This is a genomic window from Neisseria sp. Dent CA1/247 (assembly GCF_022870825.1).
GTDB classification, from domain to species: Bacteria; Pseudomonadota; Gammaproteobacteria; order Burkholderiales; family Neisseriaceae; genus Neisseria; species Neisseria zoodegmatis.
Genome location: NZ_CP091522.1, coordinates 2,591,385 through 2,612,142 on the forward strand (window position 1 = coordinate 2,591,385; position 20,758 = coordinate 2,612,142).

The 20,758-nt window shown below is 53.8% G+C and carries 15 protein-coding genes; 7 read left to right on the forward strand and 8 right to left on the reverse strand.

Annotated features, from left to right (window positions below):
* The first annotated feature begins 267 nt into the window (after nucleotides 1–267).
* Nucleotides 268–1,452: a lipid-A-disaccharide synthase gene (gene lpxB / locus LVJ85_RS12635; protein WP_244740165.1), complete on the forward strand. Its 1,185-nt coding sequence runs from the start codon at nucleotides 268–270 to the stop codon at nucleotides 1,450–1,452.
* 222 nt (nucleotides 1,453–1,674) lie between these two features.
* On the opposite strand, the gene LVJ85_RS12640 is transcribed toward lpxB, so the two are convergent.
* On the reverse strand, nucleotides 1,675–4,449 hold the full coding sequence (locus tag LVJ85_RS12640; protein WP_244740168.1) for a lactoferrin/transferrin family TonB-dependent receptor: 2,775 nt from the start codon (nucleotides 4,447–4,449) through the stop codon (nucleotides 1,675–1,677).
* 40 nt (nucleotides 4,450–4,489) lie between these two features.
* Nucleotides 4,490–6,274: a transferrin-binding protein-like solute binding protein gene (locus tag LVJ85_RS12645; protein ID WP_244740171.1), complete on the reverse strand. Its 1,785-nt coding sequence runs from the start codon at nucleotides 6,272–6,274 to the stop codon at nucleotides 4,490–4,492.
* Nucleotides 6,275–6,743: 469 nt separating this feature from the next.
* Between LVJ85_RS12645 and LVJ85_RS12650 the strand changes: the two genes are divergently transcribed.
* Complete coding sequence (locus LVJ85_RS12650) at nucleotides 6,744–8,156, forward strand: alanine/glycine:cation symporter family protein (RefSeq protein ID WP_370686961.1); 1,413 nt, start codon at nucleotides 6,744–6,746, stop codon at nucleotides 8,154–8,156.
* Between the two features lie 143 nt (nucleotides 8,157–8,299).
* Here the strand turns inward: LVJ85_RS12650 and LVJ85_RS12655 are convergent, their stop codons facing one another.
* Complete coding sequence (locus LVJ85_RS12655; protein WP_085363704.1) at nucleotides 8,300–9,265, reverse strand: L-lactate dehydrogenase; 966 nt, start codon at nucleotides 9,263–9,265, stop codon at nucleotides 8,300–8,302.
* A gap of 158 nt (nucleotides 9,266–9,423) precedes the next feature.
* Here LVJ85_RS12655 and apbC point away from each other — a divergent pair, with 158 nt between their 5' ends.
* The gene (gene apbC, locus LVJ85_RS12660; RefSeq protein ID WP_244740176.1) at nucleotides 9,424–10,503 is read left to right on the forward strand and encodes an iron-sulfur cluster carrier protein ApbC; all 1,080 of its coding nucleotides are present in this window, start codon (nucleotides 9,424–9,426) and stop codon (nucleotides 10,501–10,503) included.
* An 82-nt stretch (nucleotides 10,504–10,585) separates the two neighbouring features.
* Here apbC and LVJ85_RS12665 read toward each other — a convergent pair whose 3' ends face one another.
* The gene (locus tag LVJ85_RS12665) at nucleotides 10,586–11,479 is read right to left on the reverse strand and encodes an ABC transporter ATP-binding protein (RefSeq protein ID WP_244740179.1); all 894 of its coding nucleotides are present in this window, start codon (nucleotides 11,477–11,479) and stop codon (nucleotides 10,586–10,588) included.
* A 251-nt stretch (nucleotides 11,480–11,730) separates the two neighbouring features.
* On the opposite strand from LVJ85_RS12665, the gene LVJ85_RS12670 reads away from it, so the two are divergent.
* Both LVJ85_RS12670 and LVJ85_RS12675 read left to right on the forward strand, forming a co-directional pair.
* Nucleotides 11,731–12,303, forward strand: a complete 573-nt coding sequence (locus LVJ85_RS12670; protein WP_244740181.1) for a PepSY domain-containing protein — start codon at nucleotides 11,731–11,733, stop codon at nucleotides 12,301–12,303.
* An 88-nt stretch (nucleotides 12,304–12,391) separates the two neighbouring features.
* A complete protein-coding gene (locus LVJ85_RS12675) occupies nucleotides 12,392–13,060 on the forward strand; it encodes a response regulator transcription factor (RefSeq protein WP_244740184.1) in 669 nt (222 codons plus the stop codon).
* A gap of 259 nt (nucleotides 13,061–13,319) precedes the next feature.
* On the opposite strand, the gene LVJ85_RS12680 is transcribed toward LVJ85_RS12675, so the two are convergent.
* Nucleotides 13,320–14,573 carry an aminoacetone oxidase family FAD-binding enzyme gene (locus tag LVJ85_RS12680; protein WP_244740186.1) on the reverse strand — a complete coding sequence of 418 codons (1,254 nt, stop codon included), beginning with the start codon at nucleotides 14,571–14,573 and terminating at the stop codon, nucleotides 13,320–13,322.
* A 344-nt stretch (nucleotides 14,574–14,917) separates the two neighbouring features.
* Here LVJ85_RS12680 and LVJ85_RS12685 point away from each other — a divergent pair, with 344 nt between their 5' ends.
* Nucleotides 14,918–15,355 (forward strand): cytochrome c, encoded by a 438-nt coding sequence (locus LVJ85_RS12685; protein ID WP_244740189.1) that lies wholly within the window; start codon nucleotides 14,918–14,920, stop codon nucleotides 15,353–15,355.
* Nucleotides 15,356–15,566: 211 nt separating this feature from the next.
* Nucleotides 15,567–15,947, forward strand: a complete 381-nt coding sequence (locus tag LVJ85_RS12690; RefSeq protein ID WP_244740191.1) for an MAPEG family protein — start codon at nucleotides 15,567–15,569, stop codon at nucleotides 15,945–15,947.
* Between the two features lie 86 nt (nucleotides 15,948–16,033).
* Here the strand turns inward: LVJ85_RS12690 and topA are convergent, their stop codons facing one another.
* The 3 genes from topA to LVJ85_RS12705 all read right to left on the reverse strand — a co-directional run bounded on the left by topA (nucleotide 16,034) and on the right by LVJ85_RS12705 (nucleotide 20,718).
* Nucleotides 16,034–18,361, reverse strand: coding sequence for a type I DNA topoisomerase (gene topA / locus LVJ85_RS12695; protein ID WP_244740194.1), 2,328 nt, complete (start codon nucleotides 18,359–18,361; stop codon nucleotides 16,034–16,036).
* Nucleotides 18,362–18,763: 402 nt separating this feature from the next.
* Nucleotides 18,764–19,216 carry a surface-adhesin E family protein gene (locus tag LVJ85_RS12700; protein WP_244740196.1) on the reverse strand — a complete coding sequence of 151 codons (453 nt, stop codon included), beginning with the start codon at nucleotides 19,214–19,216 and terminating at the stop codon, nucleotides 18,764–18,766.
* 248 nt (nucleotides 19,217–19,464) lie between these two features.
* Nucleotides 19,465–20,718: an NRAMP family divalent metal transporter gene (locus LVJ85_RS12705; protein WP_244743232.1), complete on the reverse strand. Its 1,254-nt coding sequence runs from the start codon at nucleotides 20,716–20,718 to the stop codon at nucleotides 19,465–19,467.
* Nucleotides 20,719–20,758 lie beyond the last annotated feature (40 nt).

The following is a 20,758-nucleotide window of genomic DNA, read 5'->3' on the forward strand; positions in this document are numbered from 1 at the left end:
GCTTCCCTAACCGCGTCCGATATTCAAGATACAAAACACAACTCACACACACAGAAAAACCTGCATGCCGTCTGAAATTTTCAGACGGCATCATAAAAACCACCAACCCCAAACATTCCGCCGCCCCTTGCCCGTGAAGTTCCCTAGCCATAGTCTTTCGTCATCATTCCGGAACGCTCGGGCAAAAATACCAAAACAACGGCGGAAATTGAGTAAGATAAACAGCACACCGGCCACCATCCCATCATCTTTCATCTATCCAGCTTCATGAACCCACCCATCCCAGCCAACCGCCCCATCACCATTGCCCTGTGCGTAGGCGAAGCATCGGGCGACCTGCTCGGCGCACACCTGATGGACGCCATCAAACAACGCTGCCCGCAAGCGCGTTTTATCGGCATCGGCGGCCCGCGTATGCTCGCTAGAGGGTTTGAAAGCCTGTACGAACAAGAAAAACTGGCGGTGCGCGGCTTTGCCGAAGTGATCAAACGGCTGCCCGAAATCTTAAGCATCCGCAAAGGTTTAGTGCGCGACATGAAAAAAATCTGCCCAGACGTGTTCGTAGGCATAGACGCGCCCGACTTCAACCTCGGCGTGGCCGAAAAACTCAAAAAAGCCGGCATTCCCACCGTGCATTACGTCAGCCCTTCCGTGTGGGCGTGGCGGCGCGAACGGGTCAACACCATCATCCATCAAGTCAACCGCGTCTTATGCCTGTTTCCAATGGAGCCGGAGCTTTACCGCGAAGCCGGCGGGCAAGCCGAGTTTGTCGGCCACCCGATGGCGCAAACCATGCCGCTCGATGCCGACCAGCAGGCCGCACGCCGGCAGATGAAAATCGAAAGTTGGGAAACCGTGTTCTGCCTGATGCCCGGCAGCCGCGTGAGCGAAATCGACTACATGGCGCCGATTTTCTTCCGCACGGCCAAGCTGCTGATGCAACGCTATCCGAGCGTGCGCTTCCTGCTGCCCGTCGCTACCGTCGCCACCCGCCGGCGCTTATTGCAGATTCTCGAACAGCCCGAATTCAGGGCTTTGCCGATACAGCTCATGTCCGCACACGCCGACTTGGCCTGTACCGCCGCCGATGTCGTGCTGGTAACCAGCGGCACGGCCACGCTGGAAGTGGCTTTGTGTAAACGGCCGATGGTCATCAGCTACAAAATCTCCCCGCTCACATATGCCTATGTGAAACGCAAAATCAAAGTCCCCCACGTCGGCCTGCCCAATATCCTGCTGGGCAAAGGCGCCGTGCCGGAACTGCTGCAACACGATGCCGAGCCGGAAAAACTCGCCGCCGCCGTCGCCGAATGGTACGAATCTCCCCAAGACGTTGCCGCACTGAAACAGGATTTTCACGACCTGCATTTGCTGTTGAAAAAAGACACCGCGGCGCTGGCTGCGAAAGCGGTCTTGGCCGAAGCAGGCGTGTCGCTTGGGGAATCGGCTTAAAAAGCGCAACCGCCATTCAGCCAAGCAGCAATTCAACGGCAGTTTCCACCCTTCCCCGTTCCGTTTACATTCCACCCATACAAAAACCGCACCTTCCGTTTGAAACACGTTGTTCAAACGGAAGGTGCGGTTTTTTCAGACGGCCTCAAGCATCATGAGGAAGCTTCTTTGAGGCCGTCTGAAAGCAGTTGCGCGGGTTTCGCCGAAGATTGCCTATGTTCTTTAGAACTTCATCTCCATCGAAACCGTTACGTTTCTGCCCGGCGCGGCGTAGCGCGCGTAGTTTTCCACTTTGGTTTGTTGGTTTACCGCACCCATGGCCGATTGGCGCACGTTTTCCCATTGGCTGTAACGGCGGTTGGCCAAATTGTAGATACCGGCGCGCAAAGTCATTTTGTCTTTCAGGTTCACATAACCGCTGACATCGAAAATATACCAAGGTTTGGTGGCTTTCTTGGTGGCGGATTCATTGTGGACAAGGTAGCCGGTTTTACATACGGTTTGCAACTCGTCGGGGTTTTTGGCTTTGGAATACGTCATCATGCCGTTTACGCCCCATTTGCCGCTCGGCGCATCGTAGCCCAAGCCCAATACATAGCGGGAAGGTTGGATGGCATCAAACAACATACCGCAGGAATGTACGAAATAGTCTTTGGTCAGCGAGGCTTTTTTGAGCTTCACATGGTTGTAGGCTACGGTGCTGTACAGGCCTTCGGGCAGTTTGTCGGTAATGCCGTGCCAATCGACCTTGCCGACGATATTGATGCCGTCGGTGGTGGCGTTATACATATTGCGGTAGCCGCGGGCTTTTTCGGCGTTGGTCAAACCGGCAACGTTGGGGTCGATGTGGGTCAACCCGATCAAGCCTTTGTACCGGTTGCGGAAATAGCTGGCTTCCAGATGGCCGAAGCCGCCTTTGACATGGACGCCGAATTCGTTGTTCAAGGCTTTTTCGGGTTTGAATTTTCCGACATAGTGCGCCTTGTCGTTTATGCCTTTTTCAAAGCCCGATACGCGGTAGCCGAACAGTTCTTGGAAGCTGGGTACGCGGAAGCCGCTGGAGATGCGGTGTAAGAAGCTCAGATTGGAATTGGGTTTGAATACGAAACCGCTGTTCCACGAGCCGTTGCGGAAAGTGCCTGAAGCCGTCCATGAATCGTCGGTGGTCATTTTGTGGTAATCGTAACGTGCGCCCACGCCCCAATCGACATATTTACCCAAGCTCATGTGGTCGCGCAGGCCGATGTGATAGCTGTGGCCGTTGATGATGCGCGAATGGCAGCTGCTGACGCCGACGAAATTGTTGTAACGGCACAGGTTGAATTTTTCGACTCTGGGGTTTTCCAAACGGTAAATATAGGGGTTGCTTTTTGAGCCGTCGGCTTGGTCGTTCACATACACAACATCTTGCTGGCTGTTGAGGGCGTAAAAATCTTTGCGGTCGAGCTTGGATTGGAAACGGTCGAAGCCTGCGTTCAGATGCAGTTTGTGCGAGGTATGGGCAAACGAGAGTTTTTTCTCTGCTTCGAGATTCAATGCGTTGTGTTTTTCGCCGTAAATGCTGCGTTCCGATTCGTAAAACGACCACGGTTTGTCTGTGCCGGGGCGGCAGTTTTTATCGACTGCGGGATAAACCGAGCAATTCACATCGCTGCGGAGTGTGTCGAGCGTGATATTTTGGCGGTCGAGGCTGATTTTGGCTTGATCGACAAAGGTGTTTTTGTCGGGGTTGTCATAACGGTATTCCAAGCCGTTGCGGGTTTTGCGGTGGTGTTCGTCGAAATAGCGCAAGCGCGAGTACCCCAAGCCGATGTAGCTCCATTGGTCGGTCAAACCGCGTTGGATGGTTTGGCCGTTGTCGATATTTTCGCCGAAGCGGTAAACCCCTTGCGATTTGCCGGACGCGATGCGGGTTTTAGGGTTCCAATATTGCTCGAAGGCCATGTCGCGGATGTCGTAACGCTGGCGTGTATTTTCAAAAATGCCGCCGAGGTAATGGCGCGGTGTGAAACGGTAGCCGCCGCGAACCAGCCACGACCGGCTGCCGTAGTCCATCGGATTGGGCAGGGCGCGTTTGTTGCCGGTGTATTGTGCGGCGGGGATGGTTTCGGTTGTGAGGTATTTTTCTGCCGGAGAGGTGTGGGAGAGCGGGCGCAGCTTGTCGCAATTGACTATATCGGCACACTCGCCTTCTAAAGCAAACCAATCGTATCGGGCATCATCGCCTTCATAAACGTAGCCGTCTAAGCGCGATATGGTTTGTGGCTGATTGCCCGCATCTTTGTGCGCTTGGGTTTCGTGGCCTTGGCGGTGAGTATAAATTGCCAAGCCTTCAAAGCCGTTCAGACGGCCTGCTGCGGCTATTGATTGGGTAAATTGTTTGTTTTTGCCGCTGTATGCGGTTTTGGTATCCAAGCCCCAGTTTTGGCCTTCTTTGATGATGTCGTCGGCTTCTTTGGTGCGGAAAGCCAGCGAACCGCCCAGCGAACCGCCCAGCGAACCGCTGCCTTGTTCGGCAGAGTTGGCGCCTTTGTTGATTTCGATGGCGGTAATGTTTTCATATTCGATTTCGTTAATCGCGCCGCTGGTGGCCGAGGTGTTGTCAACGGTATAAGACTGGATTTGCGGCAGGCCGTCCACCGTTAGGCTCACGCGGTTTTTATCCACCCCGCGCATCGAGTAGCCGCTGCTTGCGCCGCGTCCTTGCTCGACAACGGCGATGCTCGGGTCGTAACGGGTTAAGTCGCGGATGCCCAATACTTGTTCTTTATCGAGGCCGTCTGAATTTTTAACGACTTTGCCCAAGCCGGTAACTTCGGTGTCTTTACGGCGCGCTTTTTTCTTGCCTTTGACCACCACTTCGTTCAACTGCACGGCTTCCGTTACGTCGGTATCGGCGAAGGCCGGTGCGGCTGCCGTGCAAGACAGCACGGCCAAGCATACGGCGGTCAGGCGCGAGGGGAAGGTGTGGTTATGGATGTGTTTTGCGGTATTCATGTTTGCTCCCAATAATATCTGAATGTGTCATGCGCTCGGTTTATTGCACGGATATTTGCCGTTTGGCACCGAAACTGCCGCCCACTTTGTCTTTGCCTTCTTCGTTGCTGTGGAATACGCCGCCCAGCTCTGCTGCTTTGGGGCCGTAAAAACCGCCTTTGACTTCGGCATCCAGATGAACACTTACCGAGTTGGCCGTGCTGCCCGGATCCAAGATAAAGCCTTGGTCTCTGGTTTTGGCGCGGCCGGTAAAGCCGTTGCCTTCAATTTGGGCATGGATATTGAAGGTCGGCAACGCACGGTCTTGCGCGGTCAGCTTGCCCTTAAGCGTTTTGGCGCCGAAGTCCACGTCGAACTCTGCGCGGCTGCCGCCTTCTTTGTTGTTGGGAGATTCGCTCCAAATATGACCTGTTTTACTGATGATGTGTGCCTGCCAACTACCTTTGTAATGCGCGGTGCCGGTGGGAATATCTTTAACGGGTGTACGCTCGCCTTGGAAGAAGAACGACGCACCGTCTTTATCCTCTCCTGCGGCCGTCTGAAAAGTACCGAACTTGAGATAGTCGAGATTGCTGCAACATGAAAACAGATTCAGCGTGCGGTTGCCGTCTAAGGCGTATTTCAAGGTCTCCAAAAACGATTTCGTGTCCGTGCCTGCGGCGGGCAGCAGTGAAAAGGTTTGGCCTTTAAACACGAATTTGCGGGCGTCGCCGAAATTGTCGGCTTGAGTGAGGTTCAGGTTTTTGAAGTCGATATGGTAGGCATCGATGATTTTGTCGGTTTTCTCGTCGGCCGCTTTCTCACGCTTACCCGCCAACACGCCGAACAGCGAATTGTCGTCGGCTAAAAACTTACCAGCCAATTCTTCCGCAGCCGGGCCGAAGAAGCCGCCTTCCAAATTACCGTCTTTACCGAAATAAAGGTCGTCCTTGTTGCCCGCCTCTACGCGGCCTTGAAAGCGGTTGCCTTTGATATCGGCCTTAACCTTGTAACGGGGCGTGCGTTCTTGTGCTTTATCGGCAAGTTTCTTATGGTTTTTATACAGTGTGCCCGTCAGGCTCTTGTTGGCAAAATCGACTTCCAATTCGCTGCTGTGGCCGACTTCGCCTGTGCTTTTATCGGTATGAATCGAGTCGTATTCATTAAACGAAACTGCGCCGTAATTGCTGCCCACATTGGCAGCCGTGCCGGTAAAGCCGGTGCCGGCTCTGCCTTGGCGCGCATCGGTCACGAAATCCCATGTACCTTTGTAAGTCGCTTTGCCTGCCGCCGGGAATGCCTGCGCAGGCTGAACACCTTTGTAATAAACGTGGCCGATGCTGCCGAACAGCACTTTTCTGGTAATGCCGTTACCGAAATCGCCGTTCACAATATCCAAGCCAACATTAGCATCGGCTACCCATCCCGAGCGCACATACTTCAAATCGCGCTTGCGGTGATCGCCTGCACTGTTGTCGTGCGAATGGATAAGCGAACCGGTGTATTTATTGTGATTTTTAATGTCTTCAACGTAAGGAATCTCCAAATCGCCGCCGATACGTTTGATGTTTTCAGGCGTCAACGCCACCCGCTCTTCCGACAACGTGCCGGCCAAGCCCGTACCTCGACGCGGGATTTCTATCGAAGCGCCCAAACCCGGCTGCATGAAGGCAGACACTTCTTCTTCTGTGCGCGGCTGGGTTTTCTCGTCTTGAAACTTAGGTTTTTGCGGTTCGGACTGCGGCGCATGGACATCTTCCAAACCGAAATCGCCCTTATTGGTAGCACAAGCTGATAAAAATAAAGAAATACAAATTAATAGCGTGGATTGTTTAAGCTGATACATTTCATTCCCCTATCAGAGAACTTAATAATAATTATTATATTTTATTAAAAAGATTGTTTTTGTAAATAAGTCAGAATAAATGTATTAATGCCATACGGAAAAATTAAAAATCCAAACAGGATAAATATTTATTTTTATCTTTAAAATCAATTGATTAAAAATTTAACCATTTTCGTAACGGTTTTGTGTGCGATATTCAAACCAACCTCTAAAAACACATTGATTTACAATGTAAATGACTAAGGCATTGACATTATTTAATAAATGAATCGGATTAAAATACCGCTCCCGCAGCACGGGCTTAGGTTTTATGCGTAAAAATCAACCGCTTTTCACACCTCAGGCTTTTTCAGACGGCCTGCTGCGTTTAGAATGCGCTTTTCAGGCCGTACGCCTCGTCCGTTTCAGACGGCAGGCCGTCTGAAACTACTTGAATACACAAGAAACGGATGGATTGGATATTATGGATATGCAAGCTTTTCACGCATGGGTAAATGAAGTCAGCGGGCCGCTGTGGAACGGATTGATTTTCCTGCTTCTCGGCACCGGCCTGTTTTTTACATTGGCTTCCGGATTCGTGCAGTTCCGATTGTTCGGCCGCAGCATCAAAGAAATGCTGGGCGGCAGAAAAGCCGGCGACGACCCGCACGGCATCACGCCTTTTCAGGCTTTTGTGACCGGCTTGGCCAGCCGCGTCGGCGTCGGCAATATCGCGGGCGTGGCCATCGCCATCACTTTGGGCGGCCCGGGCGCGGTGTTTTGGATGTGGGTTACCGCCCTCATCGGTATGAGTTCTGCTTTTGCCGAATCGTCGCTGGCCCAATTGTTTAAAATCCGCGACCACAAAAACGGCCAGTTCCGAGGCGGGCCTGCTTATTACATTACTTACGGCATGAAGCAAAAATGGCTGGGTATCTTGTTTGCCGTGAGCCTGATTTTCTGTTTCGGCTTGGTGTTTAATGCGGTGCAGTCAAACTCTATCGTTGCCGCCACCGAAGCGGCTTGGGGCTGGAACAAACACCTTGTCGGCGTCGCTTTGGTGATTATCACTGCACCGATTATTTTCGGCGGCATCCGCCGCGTGTCGCGCGTGGCAGAAGTGGTTGTACCGGCGATGGCCGTACTCTACCTGCTGCTGGCGTTTTATGTAATGGCGGTCAATGTAACGGAAATTCCGCGCGTGATCGGCTTGATTTTCGGCTCCGCTTTCAACATTGAAGCAGCCGGCGGCGGCCTGCTCGGCTCGATGATTTCTGCCGCGATGATGAACGGTATCAAACGCGGTTTGTATTCCAATGAAGCCGGCCAGGGTTCCGCACCGAATGCGGCGGCGGCGGCCGACGTGAAGCATCCCGTATCGCAAGGCATGATTCAGATGCTGGGCGTGTTTGTGGATACTTTGATTGTGTGTTCGTGTACGGCTTTCCTGCTTTTGCTTTCCGATGTTACGCCCGGCGAACTCACCGGCGTACAGCTTACCCAAGCGGCCATCGTGAGCCATGTCGGTGCTTGGGGAGCGGATTTCTTGGCGATTGTGCTGTTTATGTTTGCGTTCTCAACCGTGATCGGCAACTATGCTTACGCGGAATCCAACGTGCAGTTCATCAACGGCCACTGGCTGGTGCTGGCCGTTTTCCGCATGTGCGTGCTGGGCATGGTGTATTTCGGCGCGGTAAACCACGTTCCTTTGGTGTGGGATATGGCCGATTTAACTATGGGTACGATGGCTTTAATCAACCTGATTGCGATTTTGGCACTCAGCCCGCTGGTGTTCCTGCTGCTGAAGGACTACACCGGCAAACTGAAAATGGGCAAAGAGCCTGTGTTCAAGCTGTCTGAGCATCCGGTGCTGAAACGCCGCTTTAAATCGGATATCTGGTAATATCGCCAAACTGATTAACACCTCAAATCAAACCGCCTTAATGCACGCCGCGTTCCATTTCGGATACGGCTGCATTAAGGCGGTTTCGTTTATGGCGCTGAGGCCGTCTGAAATTGAGGCCGTCTGAAAGCGAGTAAAGCGGACTATGCAAGTTTCGCTAAAAACTCTTCCACTTTCTCTTGATAGCTCTTCAACAAAGCGGCAGATTCGGCAAACAAGGCGGCTTCCTGCCCGTCCAGCGGTTTGTTAATTACCCGCACCGCACCTTGGCGGTTAATCACGGTAGGCACGCCGATATAGACACCGTTTTGGCCGAACTCGCCTTCCAATAAAGTGGACACGGTCAACACCACATTCTGATTGTGCAAAACCGCGTTGGAAATGCGGCTCAAACCCATGCCGATGGCCAAGCTGGTGGCGCCTTTGGCATCAATAATGTCGTAAGCGGCATTGCGCACGGAGTCGTGAATCTTTTTCATGCGCTCTTTGCCGTTTTCTTCTTGTTCGAGAACTTCCTTCAGCGGCATACCCGCGATATTGGCCGTGCTCCATGCCGCAATCACGCTGTCGCCGTGTTCGCCGATCATCATCGCATCAATGCTCACCGGCGCGATTTGGAACTCATGCCCCAAACACACGCGCAGGCGTGCGGTATCGAGAATCGTACCCGAACCAATCACGCGCTCTTTGGGCAGGCCTGAAAATTTCCAAGTTGCGTACGACAACACATCCACCGGATTGGTCGCCACCAAAAAAATGCCGTCAAAACCGGCCGCCATCACCGCCGTGACGATGCCGTGGAAAATCTTGAGGTTGTTGTCAATCAAATCGAGGCGGGTTTCTCCCGGGCGCTGCGGCAAACCCGCACAGATACACACGATGTCGGCATCGGCGCAATCGGCATAATCGCCCGCATAAATCTTGGTCGGCGTGGGCGCATACGGCACGCCGTGGCGCAAATCGCGCGCCTCGCCCTCCACCCGCCGGCGGTTGAGATCAATCAGCACCATCTCGTCGCAATGCCCTTGGTTGAGCATGGAATACGCGTAGCTGATGCCCACCGCGCCCGTGCCGATAATGGCGACTTTGTTGCCTACTTTTTTGGTCATTTTTTTATCCTGTATTGTTTGTTGTGAATCACACCCGATTATAAAGAAAAGTATCTGCTCCTTGAATCGCCGCAATGTTTAAACCGTGAAAAGCTTGCCTGCATAACGCGCACCGCTTCTGATAAAATATCCGCCACACACCCTCACAGAGAAACACCATGAATACCTCCACCCTGCAAGCCGCACTCGATGCGGTACTTATCCCCGCTTCCCACCGCACGCTCGGCAGCGAAAAAGCCGTTAAGTCGCTGGAATCGCGTTCAGACGGCCTCCATATCGCCTTGCAGTTCGGTTATCCCGTCAACCACATCAAGCAGGCCTTAACCGAAAATATTCAGACGGCCTTACACAACGCCGGCCACAGCGCGCCCGTTCATCTCGACATCGGCACCGTTGTCGAAACACATAAAGTACAACCCGGCATTGCCACCATCAAAGGCGTGAAAAACATGATTGCCGTCGCCTCCGGCAAAGGCGGCGTGGGCAAATCCACCACCGCAGCCAATCTTGCCGTTGCCATGGCAAACATGGGCGCACGCGTAGGCGTGTTGGATGCCGACCTCTACGGCCCCAGCCAGCCCACCATGCTCGGCGTGGCCGACAGCAAGCCCGACCAGAAAAATAAGAAGTTAATCCCCGTTACCGCCGACAGCGGCGTGCAGGTTATGTCTATCGGTTTGTTGGTAGATACCGGCCAAGCCGTCGTATGGCGCGGCCCGATGTTGAGCCAAGCCTTGCAGCAATTGCTGTTTCAAAGCGAATGGGACGACGTTGACTACCTGTTTATCGACCTGCCGCCCGGCACCGGCGATATCCAGCTGACTTTGTCGCAAAAAATCCCCGTTACAGGCTCGGTAGTCGTAACCACGCCGCAAGACATCGCCCTGATTGATGCCCGCAAAGCAGTGGATATGTTTCAGAAAGTGAATATCCCGATTTTCGGCGTATTGGAAAATATGTCGGTACACATCTGCTCGAAATGCGGCCACGCCGAAGCTGTTTTCGGCAGCGACGGCGGCAAAAATCTGGCCGAAAAACTCGGCGTGCCGCTGCTCGGCCAACTGCCGCTGAGCCTGCCCGTGCGCGAAGCCATGGATCAAGGCACGGCGGCACAGATGCAGGCCGCCAACCCCGCCGTAGCGGAAATTTACACCCAAGCCGCGTGGCAGATTGCTTTGGCGGTTGCCGATAAAGGCAAAGATTTCAGCAGCCGTTTCCCGAAAATCGTGGTGGAATAATCGGCAACGCCCTCTCGATAAAAAAACAGGCGGCTCATTCGACCGCCCGTTTTTTATGCCGCAAACCGGCATTCCTGCATCATCATTTCATCATCTTCACAAACACATCTTCCAAATCCGTTTCCGGCAGCGACATATGCTTCACGTTTACGCCCGCGTATTTCAAGGTTTGCAGCACAAACGCAAGCTGGTCGTAGTCGTCGAGCCTGAATAAAAACTGCCCGTCGCCTTCCGACACCAGCCATTGGCGCAAATTGTCGGGCAATGTGCCGTTGAGCAGCATGTCCACCCGCAAGCCCTGTTCGCTTTGCAGCAGGTTTTCGGTTCTGTCCAAAGCCACCAACTCGCCCTGCTTCATCATGGCGATGCGGTCGCACAGGCTTTGCGCTTCTTCCAAATAATGCGTGGTCAGAATCACCGTATGCCCTTCGCTGTTGAGCTTGGAAATAAACGTCCACAAACTTTGGCGCAGCTCCACATCCACCCCGGCCGTCGGCTCGTCCAGCACAATCACGGGCGGGCGGTGCACCAAAGCCTGAGCCACCATCACCCGCCGCTTCATGCCGCCTGAAAGATTACGGGTGTTGGTGTGCGCCTTGTCTTGCAGGCCGAGGTTGCGGATGATTTCGTCGATCCAGTCGCCATTGTTTTTAATGCCGAAATAGCCCGACTGGAATTTCAACGCTTCCAGCACCGTAAAAAACGGGTCGAACACCAGCTCTTGCGGCACCACACCCAAGCTCATCCGCGCCGCATAGCTGTCGCGCACCACATCGTGCCCCATCACGCTGATGCAGCCCGAAGTCAGGCGGCTCAACCCCGCCATCGCCGAAATCAACGTGGTTTTACCCGCTCCGTTAGGCCCGAGCAAGCCGAAAAACTCGCCCTGCTCCACCTGAAAACTCACGTTTTTCAGCGCAGTAAAACCGTTGGGATACGTTTTCACCGCATTTTGAATATCAATCGCAGCCTGCATACATTCTTTCGTTTCAGACGGTCTCTATTCAGATGCCGTCTGAAAAATCAGTCATAAAAGCGCGATTATAAACACAGATGCAAACCGCCCGCCATCTATTGCCAGCAAACAGCAATAAGGCCGTCTGAACCTTTTCAGACGGCCTGCTTTACATAATTTAAACCAGCCCTAATTTTCGCATAAACAATCCGCTATACAATAAACATCAGTATTCCAAACCATCAAAAAACCACCGCGAGAGGAACCGACACATGAAAAAAAGTTTTTACACCCTTGCCGCCATCAGCAGCGCCGTTATGGCATTGAGCGCCTGCGGCACTTCTTCAAACAACCACAAACACGGCGGCATGGTTGATGCGCCCGCGCCGACCGCACCGGCAGTCCACACCCACCACAACCGTGCGCCCGCGCAAGTAAGCGTTTCTCCGCAGCAAGCCATCGCCATCGCCCAAAAACAGGCAGGCGGGCAAGCCACAGAAGTACACTTGAAAGGCAGATACGGCACACCCGTGTACGAAGTGGAAGTGCGCAACGGTCAAAACGAACACACCGTTTACGTTGACGCCGCCAGCGGCAAAGTAATGGGCAGCAAATTGGAAACCGAATGGAAACCCATGCGCCAAACCGCCGTCTCGCTGGAGCGCGCCATGGAAATCGCCCAAAGCAAAGTCAGCGGCCGCGTATTGGAAGCCGAGCGCGACAGCAAACGCGGGCAAATTGTGTATAAAGTAGAAATTCTTTCAGCCGACAACGTACCCTACAAAGTCATCATCGATGCCGACAACGGCAACGTATTGGCGTCTTATGTAGATTACGACGATTAACCCACCGCGGCCCAACCGCCACGCAAGCACGGCACAACGCCGTGCTTGCGTGCGAAGTTTACGCCGTAACCCACGCGGAGCATCCGAAATGCGCATACTCTTGGTAGAAGACGACAACATGATAGGCCGTGCCGTAGAAGGCAGCCTGAAAGACAACCGCTATACCGTAGATTGGGTGAAAGACGGAAAAACCGCCATCGACACACTCGCCGCCCAACCCTACGATGTCGTTTTGCTCGACTTAGGGCTGCCCCACAAAGACGGGCTGCAAGTGCTTTCCGATATCCGCAGCCGCGGCCTGACCATGCCGATTTTGATACTGACCGCCCGCGACGACATCCACAGCCGCTTGGCCGGCTTGGATAACGGTGCCGACGACTACATCATCAAACCCTTCGATATGTCTGAAGTGCTGGCCCGCATCCGCGCCGTATTGCGCCGAAGCGGCGGCAGTGCCGTCAACATGCTCGACAACGGCGTGCTCAGCCTCGACCCCTCCACCTATTATGTGCGCCGTCACGACAACGGCGAGAACATTCTTCTCTCCAACCGCGAATTTGCCATTCTGCACGCCTTGATGCAGCACCCCGGCACTATCCTTTCCCGCAGCGATCTGGAAGACAAAGTTTACGCGTGGGGCGAAGAGCCGGAAAGCAACGCCATCGACTACCTCATCCACGCCTTACGCAAAAAACTCGGCCACGACAGCATCAAAAACGTGCGCGGCGTAGGCTGGCTGGTGCCGAAAAAAGTTTGACCCGCCCAATATGCAAACCGGCACAGCGCAAAGCAAAAAAAGCATGGAATCCGCATCCATGCTTTTTTAAATCCAATCAGGCAAACCTTAAAGGCTTGAGGCCGTCTGAAAGCGGGCTTCGTGAGCTTCTCCAAAACAAACTTACGGGTTTCACACAAAAACTTCCGTCCGTTAAGCAGTTTTCGTAGGGGCGGATTACATACCCGACCGCCACCGGTATCCGGCAACGCCGGTGGAACACACCCAACCCAAACCCCGCCTACTCCACCGCCGCTGCCGCGCACACCGCCGAAGCCCAAGCCCATTGGAAATTATAGCCGCCGAGCCAGCCGGCAATGTCCATCACTTCGCCGATAAAATACAAACCCGCGCACAGCTTGCTTTGCATGGTTTTCGGGTCGATTTCCTTCACATTCACACCGCCCCGCGTCGCTTCCGCCTTTTTGTGGCCGTCCGAACCGCTCGGCAGCAGCGTCCATTCGTTCAAACTTCCGCCCAACTCTTGCAGCACGCTATTGGGAATATCGGCCCATTTTTGCGCGGCATACGGCGCGAACGCCTCGCGGGCAAGCCAAAAATCCAGCAAACGCTCAGGCAAGGCCGGGCAAAGCTGTTTCAACGCCGTATTCAGCTGGATTTTCTGGCCGTGTTTGCCGTCGCACAAAGCCTGCGCCACATCCGTATCCGGCACCAAGTTCACCCTGATTACCTGCCCCGGCTGCCAATAACTCGAAATCTGCAACACCGCCGGCCCGCTCAAACCTTTGTGGCGGAACAACAAATCCTCATCAAAATCCACAGCCTGCCTGCCGCTTCCCGTGCTGATGCGCACCGGCAGCGCAATGCCCGACAACGCATCAAAACCCTGCTGCACCCAATGCTCGAAACGCAGCGGCACCAAAGCAGCTTCGGGCGGCACGATGCTGTGGCCGAACTGCTTCGCCAACTCATATCCAAACGGCGTCGCCCCCACCGCAGGCACCGCCAGCCCGCCCGTGGCCGTAATCAGATTGCGGCAGCGGAACACACCTTGCGACGTGCGGATTTCAAAACGCGCACCCTCATCTGCAGAGGCCGTCTGAAAAGCATCCACTACCTCGATACGGCAACCCGTATGCCAACTCACCTTGCCGCGCGCGCATTCCGTTTGCAGCATCGAAATAATATCCTGCGCGCTGTGGTCGCAAAACATCTGCCCCTTATGCTTTTCGTGGTACGCAATGCCGTAGCGGTCGAGCAGCGCAATAAAATCCTGCGCGGTAAAACGCGAAAGCGCATGGCGCACGAAACGCGGCTGCTGCGACACATAATAAGCCGAGCCGTCATGCCCGTTGAGATGGCGGTTGGTAAAATTGCAGCGGCCGCCGCCCGAAATGCGGATCTTTTCACCGATTTTCAGCGAGTGATCCAGCAAGGCCACACTCAAGCCGCGTTGCCCGATACGGGCGGCACACATCATCCCCGCCGCACCCGCACCGATCACCACACAATCAAAGTAAGCAACAGTATTCATCGTTTTCCAGCTTATCCAAACACGCCATTATAGCCAATCGCCCGCACAGTATCACTGCACCATCCGCCATAACCGAGGCCGTCTGAAAAACATAAATGCCGCAAACGGCTTTTTCAGACGGCCTATATCAACAAACTTAATCATGACGGCACATCATACTCGGGCTTGACCCGAGTATCTCCCCACCTTACCACACGCTAATATCGGAGCAAGCCCGAGCCGGATATTTCCCCCAAACCGCCGCGGCTGGACGCTCCCCGCAAGATGGCGTATGCTTGCCCGACAAGGCTCGAAGCCTATCGACCCATCCATAAAAATCCAAAAAACAGCCAAAGGAACACACCATGCGCAACAACATCTGGGCAGCCCTCTGCCTGTGCCTTGCCGCCGCCCCGGTTTACGCCGACGCAGGCGACATCAAAGCACGCCAACAATACATGAAAGACTGGCGCGGCCTAAACAAAAAGATGAGCGGCATACTCAAAAACAGCAACGCCCAAACCTTTCCCGCCCAACAATTTGCCGCGCTCGCCGCCGAATTAAACAGCACCGCAAACGAACCGTGGGAATATTACGGCCCCGGCACCAACGGAGCAAATTCCGAAGCCAAAGCCGCCGTGTGGGAAAAACCGCAGCAATTCCAAGCCGCCATCAAACGCTTCAACCAAGCAGTCGGCGCATTAGACAAAGCCGCTGCCGGCGGCAACTACCAAGCCGTTAAAGCATCGTTCGACAAAGTCGCCCAAAGCTGCAAAGCCTGCCACCAAAGCTTCAAAGAATAACTTTCAAGCACAGCAAACCACTCATGCAGCCACCGCACCCCCATACTCCGGCTTACCGAGTATGGCGGTGATAACCTTACAGAAGTTGATGAACCATCAACGTATCAGGCCGTCTGAAAGCAAATAAAGCAGGGTTTGCCAAAGCGAACTTCGTGCGCTTCGCTAAAACGAGCTTTGCGGGTTTCGCCAAAACACACAGAAAGGAAACAGCATGAACTTCATCCACATCATCGCCCTCCTCGCCTTAATACAATACCTCTTTTTCGGCATCCTCGTCGGCCGCGCAAGAGCCAAATACGGCATCAACGCCCCCGCCGTATCCGGCAACGAACACTTCGAACGCGCCTTCCGTATCCAAGCCAACACGCTCGAACAACTCGTCGTGTTCCTGCCCGCCCTCTTTATCGCCGCCCATTACTGGCAACCGACCGTCATCGCCCTCATCGGCGTAGTGTACCTGATCGGCCGCTTCCTCTACTGGCGCGCCTACACCGCCGACCCGCAAACCCGAGCCGTCGGCTTTCTGCTTACCGTCCTCCCGACTTTCATTTTGATTCTGGCGGGTTTGGCCGGAGCGGTTTTTAGAGCTTAATCCGAATTGCCATTTACAGTATGTTTCCGTGATGCCCACTATAAAAGCTTGAGGCCGTCTGAAAACTTTTCAGACGGCCTCTATCTTTACTCTTCCGCTTCCTTACTGCCTTTCGGTGCAGGCGGTTCTATTTGTTCTTTCCAGCCGCATTCTTTCTGCGGGCAGACTTTTTCGACGCCCCAGCGTTTGGTGGTTTTGATGGTCAATACCGGCCATTGGCATTTCGGGCAGGTTTCGGCGATCGGCGGGTTCCAAGTGGCGTAGTTGCAGTCGGGGTAGGTGCTGCAACTGTAAAACAGTTTGCCGTAGCGTGATTTGCGCTCGACCAGCCGGCCTTTTTTGCATTGCGGGCATTCTACGCCGGTGTCTTTGGGTTTTTCCAACGGTTCGATGTATTTGCACTTCGGATAGTTGGCGCAACCGATGAATTTGCTGCCGGTGCGGCTGTATTTGTAAACCAATCCGCCGCCGCATTTGGGGCATTCGCGGCCTTCAAGTTCGGCTTGTTCGGCGGCTTCTTTGGCGATGCGCTCGGCGGCCTGTTCGGCGGTTTCGTTGACGTTGCGGGTGTAGCTGCATTCGGGATAGCCTGCACAGGCGACGAAGCGGCCCATTCTGCCGAATTTGATTTGCAGTTTGTGGTTGCCGCATTTCGGGCAGATTTCGTCCAGCTCTTCTGTGGTGAATTTGGCGCGTTCGATGCCTTCTTTTTCTTCAACCTGTTTGTGGAATCCTTTCCAGAATTTGTCCATCACGGGAATCCACCGGCGTTTGCCGGTGGCGATTTCGTCGAGCTGGTCTTCCAGTTTGGCGGTGAAGTGGTAATCGACGTATTGGGCGAAATGTTCGGTCAGGAATTTGTTGACGATGTCGCCGGTGTCGGTGGGCATGAAGCGTTTTTGCTCCAGCGTTACGTATTCGCGCTCTTTCAGGGTGGAAATAATGCTGGCGTAGGTAGAAGGACGGCCGATGCCGAATTCTTCAAGTGCTTTTACCAGCGTTGCTTCGTTGAAGCGCGGCGGCGGGGTGGTGAAGTGCTGCTCGCCGTAGATGTTGTCGACGGGCAGTTTCTCGCCTTCTTTCATTTCGGGCAGTTTTTTGTTGTCTTCGTCTTCGTCGTTGTCGTCCGTGCCTTCTTCATACACGCTCAAAAAGCCTGCGAAAGTTTGCACTTGGCCGGTTACGCGGAAAACGCCGTCGCCCACGGCAATATCGACGGTGGTTTGGTCGAATTTGGCGGGGTTCATCTGGCAGGCTACGGTACGCTGCCAAATCATTTGATAGAGTTTGAATTGGTCGGCGGTTAGGAAGGGCTTCACGCTTTCGGGCGTGCGGTACACGGAAGTCGGGCGGATGGCTTCGTGGGCTTCCTGTGCGTTTTTCGACTTGGTTTTGTAGTGTTTGGCGGCGGAAGGCAGGTAGTCTTTGCCGATTTTGTTTTCGATGTAGTGGCGGATTTCGGTCAGCGCTTCGTCAGAGAGGGTTACGCTGTCGGTACGCATATAGGTAATCAAACCGATGGCGCCTTGACCTACGTCGATACCTTCATACAGTTGCTGGGCGGTGCGCATGGTGCGGTCGGTGGTCATGCCGAGTTTGCGCACGGCATCCTGCTGCATGGTGGAGGTGGTAAACGGTGCGGCGGGGTTGCGGCTGCGTTTTTTCTTTTCGATGGCGGCAACTTGGGCTTCTTGTCCGTCCAAGCCTTTTAAGACGGCCTGTTGTGCGGCTTCGTCGGGCAGGGAGAATTGCTCCAGTTTTTCGCCGTTCCATTGCACGAGTTTGGCGGTAAATTTGCTGCGGCCTTTATGACTGTCGAGATGTACCGACCAGTATTCCTGCGCTTCAAATGCGCGGATTTCGTTTTCGCGCTCGCAAATCAGACGCAAGGCGGGGCTTTGTACGCGGCCTGCGCTCAAGCCGCGGCGGATTTTTTTCCACAGCAAGGGAGAAAGGTTGAAGCCGACCAGATAATCCAACGCCCGGCGTGCCTGCTGGGCATCGACCAGATCGATTTCGATTTCGCGCGGATGGGCAATGGCATCGAGTACGGCGTTTTTGGTGATTTCGTGAAACACGACGCGCTGCGGTTTGATGTTTTTGAGGCCGCGTTTGGATTTGAGGATTTCCTGCAAGTGCCAAGAGATGGCTTCGCCTTCCCTATCCGGGTCGGTTGCCAGATAGAGGTTTTCGGCTTCTTTGGCGGCGGCGACAATGGCATCGACGTGCTTGGCATTGCGGCTGACCATTTGGTATTTCATGGCAAAGTTATTATCGGGGTCTACCGCACCGCTTTTGGGCACCAAATCGCGCACATGACCATAAGATGCGAGAATTTCAAACTCGCTTCCGAGATATTTTTTCAGCGTTTTGGCTTTGGAGGGCGACTCCACAATCAATAGGTTTTTTGCCATTGTCGGTTCCCTTGGATTATTGGCATTCTGCCGTTTCTGCGTTGTTTCATCAGGCGTTTGGCACACTGTTGCGGCAGGCCATCTGAAAAACGGGAGAAGTTTTTGCACATATAAAACGGATATGCGGTTAATTGTTTCTTATTATATTTATATGATGCCGTCTGAAACCTTGTCAAAACTATTTTGCGGTTTCAGACGGCACCGGCGGGCATAAAAGTATGTGTATTTATGTAAACGGCGCACAATATACCGCAAATCCTGCCGTTTGTGCGCCAATTCGCACCTGCCCGATAAACGGTGTTGTAAAAAGATAAAAGCAGGCGGCGGCATGAATCGCAAGGCCGTCTGAACTTTCAGACGGCCTTGATGTATAAGCTTCCGAAACTTTATGGAGCTGAGACTTTAAAGTTTTTTGCCGCATGCGGTTTCAAACTGTTTTTCGGTAATCGTGCCGCCTTGCACGCTCATCGGGCGCAGACCGGCGGCGGTGTAGGTTTCGTTGGCCACTACCGTGCCTTTTTCGTCGAGCAGCTGGAGCGCGGTCAAGCGGTAGGTTTTGTGGGTGCAGTGGATTTCCCAAGTGCCGATGGCGGTTTTGTATTTGGGCGTGTTGGCATAATTGTGCGTGCCGGGTTTGACCACGACTTTTCTGTCGCGGAAAGTAACCAGATTACCGTTTTTCTTAATGCTGTTTTTATCGACAGACACTTTGATGTTGCCGTTGTTTGTGGTGCCGATATTGCTCCAATTGCCGCTCACTGAGGGACCTGTGGGGCTGTCGACGGTCGAACACGCGGCAATCGATACGGCGAGGGAAACAGCGGCAATGCGCCGGAACAAGCGGTAAATATCCATAACTTCCTTTCAGACGGCCTCTTGAATACAGGCCATAATCAAAACGCCGATATATTAAGCGGTTTTATGTGATTGAACACAAAAATAAATAAAATGGCGTAAACCGCCTGCACGAATATCACGGCAGGCGGTTGGCAATCCGGCCGCCGCCGTGCGGCGGGCAAACGTAAAAAAGCACGTCCGTCATAAAAACACCCCGCCGCGGCCTGAATCCGTCGGCGGGGTGCGGTTTGTCGAAACAACATGCCTTAACCGATAAGCTTGCCTTGATGCAGCAGGAACAACGCCGTAAAGCCGCTCAAATACAGCAGCCCCAGCCATGCCAGCCACATCAGCCACGGTTGCAGTTTATGGCTGCCCTTGCGCACCAGACTCAAGTTCAGCCAAGCAAAAACCGGCGTGCTCACAAACGAAGCAATCATCGCAAACTTCAGCATCACCAGCACCGCGCCTTTGAAAAACAGAATCACACACAAACCGGCAATTGCGGCAAAAACAATCCACGCCGCCAAAATACGGTTGGTGTTGCGTTCTCCGCCCACAATCAGGCGCAGCGATTCCATATTGCTGCGCGAATAGCCGTCGATCACCGTAATCGTCGTGCCGTACATACAGGCAAAAGCAATAAAGGTTACCAGCCAGCGCGACCACTCGCCGATCGTCGAAGCATACATATTGATCAGCTGGCCGATATATGCACCGCCCGCCATTTTCACTTCAGCACCCGAACCATACTGCACCAGCGCACCCAACGCCAAAAACACCAACGCCAGCAATGCCGTGCCGATATAGCCCACGTTGAAGTCAAACAAACCGTCCTCATAGCTCACTTTTTCAAGGTTGCGCTTGGCGGCCACCCACATAGAGTTGATTACCGAAATCTCAATCGGAGCCGGCATCCAACCCATCAACGCCACGATAAACGCCAATGCACCGAGGTTCCAAGGGCTGGGTTCGATAAAATCAGGCTGCATCTGCGAGCCGTTAAACGCAGCAACGATCACGGCCGACACCGTGGTAACGGTCAGACTGATCATAATGATTTTAGACATCCCGTCCACCGTGCGGTAAGGACCGGCCAGCAGCAACAGCACCGCCGACGCCAACACCGCAACGGCAAGCCCGTTTACCGACCACTCGCCCGGCAAAACAAAGCTCAGAATCGCCGCACACAACATACTCACCGCCGCCGTATTGATGATGGTGGCAAACAGATTGAGGATGAAAAACACCCACAGATAAACCCTGCTTTTAGCCGCATAGCCTTCCAACAGGCTTTTGCCCGTTTCCAGCGTATATTGCGGCCCGAAGCGGAAAAAAGGATATTTAAACAGATTCGCCAGCACCACAATCAGCGCCAACTGCCAACCATACAGCGCACCGGCCTGCGTGGACGCAATAATATGCGAACCGCCCACCGCCGCCGAAGCCATCATAATCCCCGGCCCCATCGCCTTCAAACGGCTGCGCCAGCGCGAACCGTTTACCGTTTGCTCATTCATCATTCACTTTCCTAATAGACAATCAACCGTGCCACAGCCG